The organism is Mesobacillus subterraneus, assembly GCF_023715485.1.
GTDB lineage: Bacteria > Bacillota > Bacilli > Bacillales > Cytobacillaceae > Mesobacillus > Mesobacillus subterraneus_B.
Genome location: NZ_JAMBOF010000004.1, coordinates 220,419 through 233,207, shown reverse-complemented (window position 1 = coordinate 233,207; position 12,789 = coordinate 220,419). Strand labels below are relative to the sequence as shown.

14 protein-coding genes are annotated in these 12,789 nt (G+C 41.3%); 10 read left to right on the top strand and 4 right to left on the bottom strand.

Annotated features, from left to right (window positions below):
- The first annotated feature begins 151 nt into the window (after positions 1–151).
- Both M3204_RS07805 and M3204_RS07800 read left to right on the top strand, forming a co-directional pair.
- The gene (locus tag M3204_RS07805) at positions 152–928 is read left to right on the top strand and encodes an SDR family oxidoreductase (RefSeq protein ID WP_251480540.1); all 777 of its coding nucleotides are present in this window, start codon (positions 152–154) and stop codon (positions 926–928) included.
- Positions 929–1,243: 315 nt separating this feature from the next.
- Positions 1,244–1,408, top strand: a complete 165-nt coding sequence (locus tag M3204_RS07800) for a hypothetical protein (RefSeq protein ID WP_251480538.1) — start codon at positions 1,244–1,246, stop codon at positions 1,406–1,408.
- A 43-nt stretch (positions 1,409–1,451) separates the two neighbouring features.
- On the opposite strand, the gene M3204_RS07795 is transcribed toward M3204_RS07800, so the two are convergent.
- Both M3204_RS07795 and M3204_RS07790 read right to left on the bottom strand, forming a co-directional pair.
- Positions 1,452–2,012, bottom strand: a complete 561-nt coding sequence (locus M3204_RS07795) for a GNAT family N-acetyltransferase (protein WP_251480536.1) — start codon at positions 2,010–2,012, stop codon at positions 1,452–1,454.
- Positions 2,013–2,295: 283 nt separating this feature from the next.
- Positions 2,296–3,420, bottom strand: coding sequence for an amidohydrolase (locus M3204_RS07790; RefSeq protein WP_251480534.1), 1,125 nt, complete (start codon positions 3,418–3,420; stop codon positions 2,296–2,298).
- Positions 3,421–3,608: 188 nt separating this feature from the next.
- Here M3204_RS07790 and M3204_RS07785 point away from each other — a divergent pair, with 188 nt between their 5' ends.
- From M3204_RS07785 to dapF, 8 genes are all read left to right on the top strand, one after another.
- Positions 3,609–3,929, top strand: coding sequence for a DUF4870 domain-containing protein (locus tag M3204_RS07785; protein WP_251480762.1), 321 nt, complete (start codon positions 3,609–3,611; stop codon positions 3,927–3,929).
- A gap of 106 nt (positions 3,930–4,035) precedes the next feature.
- Positions 4,036–4,236 (top strand): PLD nuclease N-terminal domain-containing protein, encoded by a 201-nt coding sequence (locus M3204_RS07780; RefSeq protein WP_251480532.1) that lies wholly within the window; start codon positions 4,036–4,038, stop codon positions 4,234–4,236.
- On the top strand, positions 4,236–5,144 hold the full coding sequence (locus tag M3204_RS07775; RefSeq protein WP_251480530.1) for an ABC transporter ATP-binding protein: 909 nt from the start codon (positions 4,236–4,238) through the stop codon (positions 5,142–5,144). Before M3204_RS07780 ends, M3204_RS07775 begins: the two co-directional genes overlap by 1 nt.
- Positions 5,141–5,920 (top strand): ABC transporter permease subunit, encoded by a 780-nt coding sequence (locus M3204_RS07770; protein ID WP_251480529.1) that lies wholly within the window; start codon positions 5,141–5,143, stop codon positions 5,918–5,920. Before M3204_RS07775 ends, M3204_RS07770 begins: the two co-directional genes overlap by 4 nt.
- Before the next feature lie 281 nt (positions 5,921–6,201).
- Positions 6,202–7,590, top strand: coding sequence for a S8 family peptidase (locus M3204_RS07765; protein ID WP_251480526.1), 1,389 nt, complete (start codon positions 6,202–6,204; stop codon positions 7,588–7,590).
- A 128-nt stretch (positions 7,591–7,718) separates the two neighbouring features.
- The gene (locus M3204_RS07760; protein WP_251480524.1) at positions 7,719–8,513 is read left to right on the top strand and encodes a hypothetical protein; all 795 of its coding nucleotides are present in this window, start codon (positions 7,719–7,721) and stop codon (positions 8,511–8,513) included.
- An 88-nt stretch (positions 8,514–8,601) separates the two neighbouring features.
- On the top strand, positions 8,602–8,931 hold the full coding sequence (locus M3204_RS07755; RefSeq protein ID WP_251480522.1) for a four-helix bundle copper-binding protein: 330 nt from the start codon (positions 8,602–8,604) through the stop codon (positions 8,929–8,931).
- A 616-nt stretch (positions 8,932–9,547) separates the two neighbouring features.
- Entirely contained in the window at positions 9,548–10,528 is a 981-nt protein-coding gene (gene dapF, locus M3204_RS07750) for a diaminopimelate epimerase (RefSeq protein ID WP_251480519.1), read from the top strand.
- A 54-nt stretch (positions 10,529–10,582) separates the two neighbouring features.
- On the opposite strand, the gene M3204_RS07745 is transcribed toward dapF, so the two are convergent.
- Together M3204_RS07745 and M3204_RS07740 are read right to left on the bottom strand one after the other, a co-directional pair.
- Positions 10,583–10,807: a hypothetical protein gene (locus M3204_RS07745; RefSeq protein ID WP_251480516.1), complete on the bottom strand. Its 225-nt coding sequence runs from the start codon at positions 10,805–10,807 to the stop codon at positions 10,583–10,585.
- A 51-nt stretch (positions 10,808–10,858) separates the two neighbouring features.
- Positions 10,859–12,688, bottom strand: coding sequence for a DNA ligase D (locus tag M3204_RS07740; RefSeq protein ID WP_251480761.1), 1,830 nt, complete (start codon positions 12,686–12,688; stop codon positions 10,859–10,861).
- Between the last annotated feature and the right edge of the window lie 101 nt (positions 12,689–12,789).

Sequence of the window (12,789 nt, the reverse complement as noted above, 5' to 3'; positions counted from 1 at the left end):
TTCCAGCAAACCAACATCGATATTGATATCTTATGCAGGCACCTGCCCAGCTGTTAATCAAAAGGAGCTAGCCAATGCTAAAAGTTGCAAATCCTCTGGCTTCTTTTTAGTATAGTGATAAGTAATCTAATGAAGATGAGGGGTACAGGTTGTGGGAGATAAAACTGCTTTGATTACCGGAGGGGCAACCGGTATAGGTAGGCGTACAGCGTTGCAGCTTGCTGCCGAAGGCATAAACTTGATCATCAATTATCGGAACAGCAAAATAGAGGCTGAAGAGCTGGTCGCTGAAATAACCAAGCGCTACCATACAAAAAACATTTGTATTAAGGGTGATATCACACAATATGAGGATTGTGAAAATATTGTTTCGCAAGCCATGAATGTATTTTCTTCAATTGATATCATTGTGCATAACGCCGGACCTTATATTTCAGAAAGAAAAAAAATGGCCGATTATGAAATCCATGAATGGAATTATATGATCAATGGAAATTTAAACGCTGTTTTTTATTTATCAAATTTGCTAATACCCTCTATGCGCAAACGGAAATGGGGAAGGATCATTACAGTAGGTTTTGACCGTGTCGAGTCAGCACCGGGCTGGATTTACAGGTCAGCATTTGCTGCGGCAAAATCAGGACTCGCATCATTGACGAAAACACTAGCACTAGAAGAAGCAGAATATGGTATTACTGTGAATATGGTTTGTCCTGGCGATATCATTGGTGATTGGAAGGAAAAAGCAATCGAAGAAGCCAGAAATGAACATGATAGTTCTGTCCCTGTAGGCAGGCCTGGAACGGGAGAAGATATTTCGAGAGTCATCAGTTTCCTTGCTAACGATCATTCAAGCTTTATTACAGGCAGTATTATACCCATCACAGGCGGTAAAGACGTACTAGGTAAAATTTATAGAGAAAAGTAATTAGATATGGGATTTTCGTTAACAAAAAGCGATAGCTTGAATAATATAAAATTTACCTAATCAGTAACTTTTGTTTGGTGTCCGAATGGTAATAGACTATAATTATATTATGTAAACAAAAGCTCTGGTTTGACTGCTAGGGCTTTTTTCTTGAAGCCGAAAAATATGAATAATGCAATTATAGTGGGGAAGACTATTAGAAAATAATAACCCATACGGTAAGAATTATCTAACTATTGTCATGATTCAGCTAATTATGTCTAGATTAACGGTGAGATTTAATAGGCAGAAAATAAAATAAAGAGGTGATAAAAAATGGGAACAGGCTTTAATCTTAACAGAATTAATCCCAACCAGACACAGATTTTCTTTGAAGATGGCAGGTATGAAACCTTGACAGATGCAGAGCTAGAAGCTTTTTTATCAGAGGCCTCATTATCCGACAGGGAAGGCTTACAAGGACAGGATCCATTGAATTGAAAAATGCCCTGGGCAACAGGGCATTTCTTGTTTTTTTATTAACTTATGCTTCAAGCAATTGAACAGTCTCTTCCTCGTGTGCTGCATTTCGTTTTAAATATAATGTATATTGGTCTTTAGGAATTTCATATAAATCATAAATATCTTCATTAGCGTTCAACTGCTCATAGATTGCCTGGCGAGTTTCGTTGGCTTTTACGACATATGGAAGTTTTTCCGCAGCCTTAATGGAACGGATGTTTACTTTTCTTATGCGCATGAAGATCGTTTCCAGGTTAAGTTCATAAAACAATTCCTGAAAAAATGCGTCTTTTGCCACATTGTTATAGCCTTTGCCATGGTATGGCTTTCCTAACCAGGTACCTAAGAAACCTGCGCCATCCTGGATATCAAAAAGATTGATCGTGCCAATTGGGGCACCCCATTCATCCAGGATTGTGCGAGAAATCAACTCGCCTTGTTCTTCAGCTTCAATCGTTTGTTTTGTGATAAAAACAAACTCGTCGTATGAATGAGCCTTATGGCGCACAAAAGGGAAGACCTCCGGATGTGCCATCAGCTCAAATAATTCATGACAATCATGAAGATCGCGTTTTTTGAGCATTTTGTATCCCTCCACTTGCAGGGCAGTCCTATCCCGTGCGAATGTAACAACACGGCCACCCTCGAAATTTTTTGTAAGTTGCTAAAAAATTTCGGGGTGGGAATCGAACCCACTAGAACCAGGATACTGGTGGCGCACCATTTGCCTTCCCTAATCACTTCAATCTATTAAGTTTTATATCGTCTTTCCAAAGAGTATCATACTAGATATTTTCAAAAAAGAAAATAGGTTTTTCACCATTTTTTTTTGCGTTTTTTTGCCAATAATCTACATGACTTTTCGACTATTCTCGAAAGACAAATTGGCCGTTGATCATGGTCCACATCGGCTTTGCGCTGTAATGGAACGGATGATGGCTCCAAAGGACCAGATCCGCATCCTTGCCGGGTTCAATGCTGCCAACCCGATTCTCCACACGTAAATTCCTCGCCGGCAATATCGTGATTCCCTCAAGGGCTTTCTGTTCAGATAAACCCTCGCGTACAGCAATTGACGCACATACATTCAAATATTGTATTGGAGTGTATGGATGGTCTGTCGTAACAGAAACTTCGACACCATGGTTTGTCAATTCCTGATAAGTTTTCCAGCTTTTATTCTTAAGCTCTACCTTTGATCTGCGGGTAAGTGTAGGGCCGACGGAAACTTTTAAATTAAGCCCCTCGAGCTCTTCGGCAATCAAATGTCCTTCAGTACAGTGTTCAATCCGTAAATCCAGATTGAATTCCTCCGCAAACCTGATTGCTGACATGATATCATCAGCACGGTGAGCATGAATACGGACTGGGATTTCTCTGTTCAATGCTTTAAGCAGAGGCTGCACCCTCAGGGATTCTGGATTATCTGAGTTCAATGCCTCATAAAAAGCTTCCCTCAGCATTCCCATTATTCCCATTCGGGTTATAGAATCCTTATTTCCCATACTATGAATTCGCTTAGGGTTTTCTCCAAGTGCTATTTTTAAGCCCGCCGTTTCCTGGATGATCATATTTTTGATATTTTTCCCCGCCGTTTTAATGACGGAAGTAGTCCCGCCAATAACATTGGCACTTCCAGGCATGACATGGGCAGTGGTTATTCCATATTTTATAGCATCACTGAATGCAGGATCAAGCGGATAGACGCCGTCAATTGCCCTGACATGAGGGCTCATGGGCTCTATCGTTTCATTAGCGTCATTACCTGCCCAGCCGGTACCTTCATCATAAAGACCAAGGTGGGTATGGACATCGATGAACCCTGGCAGTAAATAGCCATTGGAGCAGTCGATGACTTTATCACCTGCTCCAATGGGAATGTCAAAGTCCAGTTTCACTATTTTCCCTTCATCAATGAGAATGTCGCAGTTAGACTTTGGGTCAGAAGTTATTGGCATTACATAGGCATTCTTTAATATAATTTGATTCATGTTACATCCTATCCTGGGAAGTTATTTTTATTATTTTATCAATTTTGCTGGGCCTTGACACTATGATTCAGAAAAATTCTTGCGCAAGCCCTTTAGTTCATATTATTATGAAAAAATTTGCCATTAATGAAACCTTTGCACTTGTTTTTCGTAATGTTATACATAAGACATTGGAAGGGGAATGAATGATGCCAAAAAATGATGAACGCCTTATAGCTGCGGGCATTTATGTTATCAGCTTTTTTACTGCGTTTTTAGGACCGCTGATTATCTGGCTGCTTAAGAAAGACAATTCGAGTTATATAGAATACCACGGAAGGGAATATATGAACTTTTTTATTTCTTATACCGTTTATGGGATTGTCAGCGGAATTCTTGTCATTCTGTTAGTCGGAGTCTTCATGCTGTGGGCAATAGGGATACTTGCTGTCGTATTCACTATTGTGGGAGCACTTAAAGCATTTGAAGGCCAGGAATATCGAATCCCATTCATTTTTAGGCTTTTATAGACCAATGATGTCCGGCAATTTTTGCCGGATATTTTTTTTTGTTTTTTTGAACGTTTTTTTGCTTCGTGCGTCTTATGGATGAAAGAAAATGAGGAGGTATTCCGATATGGAGATATTTGAAACGGTAAATTGGAGTTTATTAGCACCTATTCTAGTTATTCAGGCCATCTTATTGATTGTTGCGCTCGTCGATTTAATAAAAATTGAAAAAACGAATGGACCTAAATGGATCTGGGCAATCGTCATACTGCTCATCAATATCATCGGTCCAATCCTGTATTTCGTGGTTGGAAGGAGAAATCATTGATGGCACTAGTCCGTGTTGAAAATTTGGTAAAATCCTTCAAGGACTTGAAAGTAATCAAAGGGCTTAACTTTGAGCTTGAGCCTGGAAAATGCATCGCTTTGATTGGTGCCAATGGCGCTGGAAAAACGACTACTTTGAAGATGCTTTCAGGCTTGCTGGAGCCTACTCATGGCAGCATTCATTTCGAAGGCGAAAATAAAGATGCGGACCACAGAAGATTAATCGGTTATCTTCCTCAGCATCCAGTTTTTTATGAATGGATGACAGCAAGGGAATTCCTTGAGTATGCAGGCAAACTTTCAGGCTTAAACTCAAGAGAAGCTAAGGAGCGTTCCAACGAGCTTCTTGAGCTAGTTGGAATCGATGATGCGAAAAACAGAAGAATCGGCAAGTTTTCAGGTGGGATGAAACAGCGCCTCGGTATCGCCCAGGCGATCATCCACAGGCCAAAATTAATCATGCTCGATGAGCCTGTTTCCGCTCTTGACCCATTCGGCAGAAGGGAAGTACTTGAGCTGCTTGAAAAGCTAAAACAAGAAGCGACGGTTTTGTTTTCAACCCACATCCTTAATGATGCCGAAGAAGTATGCGAGAGCATATTATTCCTGCATGATGGTGAAATCATTGAATCTGGGACGATGGATCAATTCAGGGAGAAGTACCAGCAATCTAAGATTGACCTCGTTTTCCAGGGAAGAGCAAATGATTACTTAAAAAGCCTTAACAATGATCCCAAGGTTATCTCAATAAAAATTGAAGGCAACAAAGCAAGCGTTTTCACCAGCGATATTGAAGAGGTTAAAAGTACAATTCTGAACAAGGCTGTAAAGGAAAATTGGCCTCTTTTTAAATATGAAATCAGCTCGATCAGCCTTGAGGATGTTTTTATGAAGGTGGTGCAAAAATGAACCAGTGGATTACGCTTTTGAACAAAGAATTTCTAGAAATGGCAAGGAATTATAAATGGATTTGGGTACCGCTAACTTTTATCCTGCTGGGGGTAATGGATCCACTGACGACCTATTATATGCCGCAAATCATAGATTCAGTTGGCGGGCTGCCTGAAGGCGCAGTAATAGATATACCTGAACCATCAGCCAAAGAGGTCTTTATCATGAGTCTCGGCGAATACCAGACGATAGGGATTTTGATCATCGTGCTTTCGATGATGGGGACAATAGCCGGTGAGAGGAAGAGCGGTGTAGCCCAACTGATCCTCGTAAAACCAGTTTCTTATATTTCTTATATTACATCCAAATGGACTGCTGCACTTACATTAGTCGTTATTTCATTATTTTTAGGTTTTTTGGCAAGCTGGTATTATACTGGAGTTCTATTTGAATTCATACCTTTTGGCAGTTTTATGGCTGCTTTTGGCTTGTATGCACTTTGGATCGCACTTGTTTTAACTCTTGTGGTTTTTACAAGCGCCACCTTAAAGCATCCAGGAGCGGCAGGTATGGTGACCCTTGTCACAGTATTTGTTTTTAACATGCTAGGGAGCTATTTTTCACATCTTTTGGAGTGGAGTCCGACAAAGTTGCTGCCTTACGCATCAGAAATGCTCGTTTCGGATAAATGGCCAGAACATGCTTGGCCGGCAACAGGGATGGCCTCAATCTTGATCATCTTAGTTCTGGCATTAACAGTCATCATTTTTAAGAGAAAAGAACTTGCAGATTAATAAACATACTAAACCTGGTTCAATATGAGCCAGGTTTTTAATTTGGAGTACAGGAAGAAAGAACTGTTTTTTCATAAGTGTATGTCGAAAAATCAGCTAAAATGGAGAAGGAAAATGATTCAATGAACTTATTTGTAAATCTTTTTTAGGTAAATATTTGTAATATATAATAAAAAAGCACTATTTTGATAGAGAGACATAATAATCTCGTGTCGAATTTATTATATTGCGAAAGTTAAATTTTTAAATATAATGAAAATTAAGAAAAAAGGAGGGGTACTATGTCGACGAAAAAGAAACTTTATGCAGGGACGCTTGCTGTGCTTTTAGGGGCTGCAACAATTTTCAATGCAGGTATTGCTAAGGGTGAAGCGGAAACTGCTGATAATAAATACTTGGTTATTTTTAAGGATCAGCAAGGATTGCCGTCTGGATATGCGGATGCGATCAAAAAGGCTGGTGGACAAGTTGAAGATAAATTGGACAAGCTGGGTGCGGTTGAGGTTACATCAACAAATGCGAATTTCTTAAAGGAAGTGAAAAAATCCGCTCTAGTTTTAGAGGCTGGCGTGGAGAATATTGTTTATCCGGAGCAGACAATTGAAGGGGAGACAGTGGAAGTTGAGGACCTTTCTGAAGGTGCGGATTTCTATAATCAATATATGTGGGACATTAAGCAAGTAACAAACAACGGAGAATCTTGGACGCTCCCAGGAGGAACTGGAAAGTCTGTAGTTGAGGGCGAGGATATCGTTGTTGGGGTAATCGATACAGGGATTGACTATAATCACCCCGATTTAAAGGATAATTACGCTGGTGGAAAATCATTTGTTCCAGGCTATTCAGACCCGATTGACCAGAACAGTCATGGTACACATGTTGCCGGTTCGATTGCTGCAAAAGGGAGTGCACTTGGAGTAGGGCCAGATCTAAAAGTAGCTTCATATCGTGTTTTTGGACCAACTGGCGGCGCTGAGACTTCACATATTGCAGATGCATTGATGACTGCTGCTGATGATAACGTAGACGTAGTAAATATGTCACTTGGTGGCTATGATTGGTTCCAAAACCCTGATTATGCAACCAAAGATATTGTAGCAGATGTTCACCTGTTCAACCGTGCAATCCAGTACGCAATTCAGAAAGGTGTAACTGTTGTAGGATCTGCAGGTAACAACGCTGTAGACCTTAGCAGTCCTGGGAAATTATCAGGTGATGACACGGGTGCAACCCACAGAAGTCCGAGCAGTCAGACTATGATCAGGGTATCTGCTGGCGGAGCTTTGAAGAATCTTGCGTTCTACTCTAACTATGGCGTTGGTAAAATTGACGTAATGGCACCAGGCGGCGACCTTGGACCGAATTACGATCCTTCTACTGGTGCCGGAAGAGATAATAGCTATCTGGCTTTTAGCACAGTTCCGCTCTTTGATGCTAATAAAAATGTAATTGGACATGGATACGGCGCCAAAGGCGGAACTTCAATGGCAGCACCGAAAACTGCTGCACTTGCAGGTGTCATAATCGCTAAGCACGGTAAGGATAAACTCACTCCTGCTCAAGTCAAAGCCATCATCCAAAACTCGGCTGAAGATGTCTTCAAGCCAGGTTATGACGCGGAATCTGGTCATGGTCTCATAAATGCAGTAAACGCACTCAACAATAACTAATAGTACTAGAACCGGGCAGGGAAAAAACCTGTCCGGTTTTATTTTGTTAGAAAAAGATCGAATGATTGTCCTCCTCGATTAATAGACTTAAAAGGACGAAGCAGATTTTCTTCAAGGAGATAATAGATATGAGTATCCGGCAATATTACCAGCAGACAGCCTATATCAATTTGAATGGTTCTATTGTTTCAGCAGGTCTGCTTTCTTTCATTTTAACAGCAAGTTTTTTGTTTTCCTGGAACATGCCTTTGGTTTTGGTGGCAGTGCCGTTCCTATTGGTTTGTTTGCTGCATTATAATAAATACCTTTTGTATCAAAACAAATCTGAAGAGAGTATGTATACCTTCCCTCGTCATAATGACAAGACCCTTTTTTCACAAAACCATCTGCTCCTTGCTTTTGCGCCTGCACCTGCTGTGAAACTGCTGTTTTTTACACCTGACGGGATGCTTGCAGGAGAATTAAGAGAGCTTGATGTGAGATCCTGGCGTTGGTTTTTGCCTTATTTTATCGATAAAAGCTTAAAAAAAAGCTTTGGAATCTATGATGCATACGGATGTCTGCAAGCAAGCTTGCTCCAGGATGGAAAAGGGATAAAAATGATAAATAGACAAAAAGAAGTTTTGGGATTCTTTTATTATTCTAAAAGGAACAATAACAGTCAGTTTGCTACTGCAATAGTCAGGAATGGGAGGAAAGTTACAATCGAAGAGTCGTCAAGGATGTTCCCGGAAATGAAGTTGATTGATGAACATGGTTTAATTGTTTCCAGGCTCCAAAGAGGTTGGATGCCCTTGGAATGGACAAGTTATTTCAAAGATGTGCATACTCCTGTTTTATCATTCGACTATTCCTTGGATCAGGGGGGAAGATTGGCTTTTTTTGCGGCTCTCGCTCACCGATACATGTACCATGATCATTAGAATGAAATATGTTCCATTTGATAAAGGCTTGTTTAGTCCCAATTTAATTAGGCTAAGAGATAAGTAAAATACCTAAGGAGGTTGGACTATGATAAATCAAAAGTATCAGGATTGCATCCAGGCGTGTATAGAATGTATTGAAGCTTGTAATGTATGTTTTGATTCATGCTTAAAAGAAGAAAATGTAAAAATGATGGCAGAATGCATCAGGATGGACAGGGAATGCGCAGAGATTTGCGGGATGGCAGTCACTGCAATGCAGACTAACAGCCATTTCGTCAACCAAATTTGCGGACTGTGCGCAGATATTTGTGAAGCTTGCGGCAACGAATGCAGGAAACATGACCATGACCATTGCCAAAGATGTGCTGAAGCATGCTTTAAATGTGCAGAAGAATGCAGGAAAATGGCATCGTAAGAAGCGGATGGACCGGTAGAAATGCCGGTTCTTTTTAATGGTAAACACCTATACAAGCAGTTTGCATTGCCCGAAAATGCTCGGACCAGAGAAAAACGGTAAAAGCAGAGGGACTGCATTGTCCGAAAATGCTCGGACCAGAGAGAAACGGTAAAAGCAGAGGGTCTGCATTGCCCGAAAATGCTCGGACCAGAGAAAAACGGTAAAAGCAGAGTGGCTGCATTGCCCGAAAATGCTCGGACCAGAGAGAAACGGTAAAAGCAGAGGGTCTGCATTGCCCGAAAATGGTCGGACCAAAGAAAAACGGTAAAAGCAGAGGGGCTGCATTGCCCGAAAATGCTCGGACCAGAGAAAAACGGTAAAAGCAGAGGGGCTGCATTGCCCGAAAATGCTCGGACCAGAGAGAAACGGTAAAAGCAGAGGGTCTGCATTGCCCGAAAATGCTCGGACCAGAGAAAAACGGTAAAAGCAGAGGGACTGCATTGCCCGAAAATGCTCGGACCAAAGGAAAACGGTAAAAGCAGAGTTAAATTTTGAACCTAACCACCTTCCTTATTGAACAAATCCACGATTTATGGCATCTTGTAATATAACGAAGGAATTTGGGGGCGTAAGCATGTTAGTAGACTTGATAAAATGCCATGGATCACATAATGATTTTTTACTTATAGATGAATCGGAAGGCAACTATAAGTTTGACGACTTCAAAAGGCGGGATTTAGCACTTGCGCTTTGTGACCGAGAGAAATCCCTGGGTGCTGATGGCATCTTGTTTATCCGTCCAAGCAAGGTTGCGGATGCCCAATATCGCATCTTTAATTCAGACGGCACGGAGGCTTCTATGTGTGGAAACGGCCTGCGCTGTGCCGGCAGATATGTCTGTGAAAAGCTAGGCAAAGATGAAGCTGTAATTGAAACAATGAAGGCCAATCTCAAGGTGAAAAAGCATGAGGAGATATTCATCGATATCCCAACCTACCAGGTGGAGATATCTCCTGTATCTTTTAATCTGACGAGTTTGCCGCTCAACCTTGATCAGGAGACTCTCATTCAGGAAAAAATTCCGCAGTTATCAGAAGAGCTGACTTTTACTGCACTCGCTGTCCCTAATCCGCATTTAACAGCAATCGTCAGCAAAGAACAATTAGCAACTGATTTGCAGAAAGAGCTCAGCGAGAAGGTTAACAATCCGAATGACTTATTCCCGGATGGTGTGAATGTCAGCTTTGTCAGGCTGCTTGAAAAAGGGAATATCTTCGTCAGGACTTTTGAGCGTGGAGTTGGCTTCACGAATGCTTGCGGAACAGCAATGTCTGCTTCGACTCTGGTCACTTGCCTGATTAATGAGAATGAGTTGGATCAACCAATCAATGTTTACAACAACGGCGGGATGGTGCAGTGTGCTGTCCATGAACAAGACGGAACATACACAATCGATTTGATCGGGAACGCTACGTATGTTTACTCTGCGCAAATCGAAGTTGATTTTAAACAAGAGGGAATTGTTGCTGAAATCCTGGAGCAGGAAGATTTTAATGAAGATCTCCAATATAGCAGGCTGCAGGAACACGCAAAAAAATATTTGAGTCATTTTTAATCGAGGTATCCAAGCATAATTAAAATCCTGAGGAAAGCAATCCTCAGGATTTTTTTATGAAGTAAGAAAGTATAAACTCACTACGAGAATTGTCCAGCTCCAGCGACTAGCCCCTCGAGTCACTTGTCTAGTGTCGCCTCCTAGAAACTCCGAAACTTCAACTCCGCCGGCAGAAGCAAAAAACGCTTCTTTGTCGGAGTCTCCAGTTTCTGCGTTTCTGGACAGTCGGCTATACATTTCGATTTCGGTCTGCTCAATTAAGTCAAAGAACGACTTCACCGGTCGGCCCTCCGGCGCTTGTCGGGGCTGACCAAGGCGCTTGCGCTTTTCTTACTTTTTAGCCTTTAAAACCTGCAGTACGGGATCGAAATTTTGCTCATCTTTGACAGCGAAGTAGTCGCGGAAGGGGCAGCCGAGTTTTTGTACACGTGGGATGATTGTGCCGAGATGGAAATTCTCTATCTTCAGCTCGTCATTTACTTCTTCCCAGAAAAGCGGAGCAGCGACCCCTGCATGGGCTCTTCCTCGTGCTGAATATGGGCTGATTATCGTTTTTCCTTCAGCATGCTGGACATAATCAACGTAAAGCCTGTTGCCCCTGTTTTTCTTCATTCGTTCAATTGTGAATGAATCGGGATCTTTAGAAACAAGATAGTTCGCAATAAATGAAGTGAACAACCTCGTATCATCATAGGTATAAGTATCCGCAGGGAGAGGGATATACACCTGCAGTCCTTTATTGCCGGATGTTTTAATGAAGCTTATGAGCTTTAATTCATCCAGCACTTCCTTGATGTAAACTGCTGCCTTTATCGCTAAATGAAAATATTCCCGAGATGGAGGATCAAGATCGAATACTATTTCATCCGGTCCTTTGCTGCCATTCGTCTGAAAAGGAATGTGGAATTCAATGGCGATCTGGTTCCCGAGCCACAACAGGGTTTTCATATTATCGCATACAATATATTCAATCCCCTCTGACTTTGCTGTTTCGACAAATTCAGGTGCATAATCCGGTACGTTTTTTTGGTAAAATGCTTCTCCGAACATCCCATGTGGATACCGGATTACCGTTAATAGTCTATCCTTCAAAAATGGCAGCATATAAGGAGAGATTTCTCTTAAGTAATGGATATAGTCGACCTTCCGGATAGAAGGCTCCTCCCAAAGTGGCTTGTCAGGGTGAGTAATCTCGATATCAGGTGGAAGATTCTTTTGCTGAAAAACAAATTTATCATATGTACATGCATCCGGAGTCAAATCAAAACGAAATTGATGGAAATGCGGCTCGCGCAGCTGGCCTTCATAAATTTCCAAGTATTTTACATCTAGACAGATTCCTGGCTCTACGTATATGAATTGATTATCTTCATCAGTTTTATTCTGTTTAATGATTTGATGAAGTGCATTTTTCTCCTCTGGCTTAAAACCAAAAATGACAAGGCCAATTTGATGAATTTTGGATTCCTTAAAAACAGATAGATAAAAATAGCCATTTGATTTTTCATATGCCGTTACAAAACAAGATACATATTTCCAGTTTTTTGCTTTAATCCATGTTCCAGTCCGTTTGCCTTCTTCCCATTTGCTGTTATTCTGCTTGGCTACAATTCCCTCGCCGTCGAAGATGACAATTCTTTCCCACAGCCTATTTAAATCTGATTCACTTGGAATCAGCTGCAAAAGTTTAGGATTCCCGTTATCAGGAGTTAAAGGGAGGTTAAGGTTTTCAAACAATGATTGAAGTTTTTTCCTTCTGTCTTTATATGATTGGTCCGTTATACATTCACCCATTACCATCAGGAGATCAAAAACCATCAGCCTGCAAGGATTCGTTTTTGCCGCAATTTTGATCCGTTCTTCAGAGCGCATTCTTCCCCTGACCTGGATTGCTCCGAAATGAGCCTTGTATGGATTCTCTAGAAAGACCAGCTCTGCATCGAAGGAGAGGGGCAAATACGGTTTAAAGTCTTCTTTGTATGAGAGCAGGAATTCATTGATTTCGGGGAAGATTGGAAGCAGAGGCTTCCCATTCCTGCTCGTCAGTTCAATCTCATCATCCCAAGTGAGGAGTGCACGGAAACCATCAAATTTTATTTCATAGCGCCATTCATCCCCTCTGGGGGTGTCAAATGCCAGTGTAGGGAGCATTGGTTTCAGCATCGTTCCCATCCTTTCACCAGTCGTATTTATATTGTTCCTGAAAATGAACAAACTAGTCTGCTGGGAAAAGTTTTAACGAATGATAAGCCGTTTCTAAA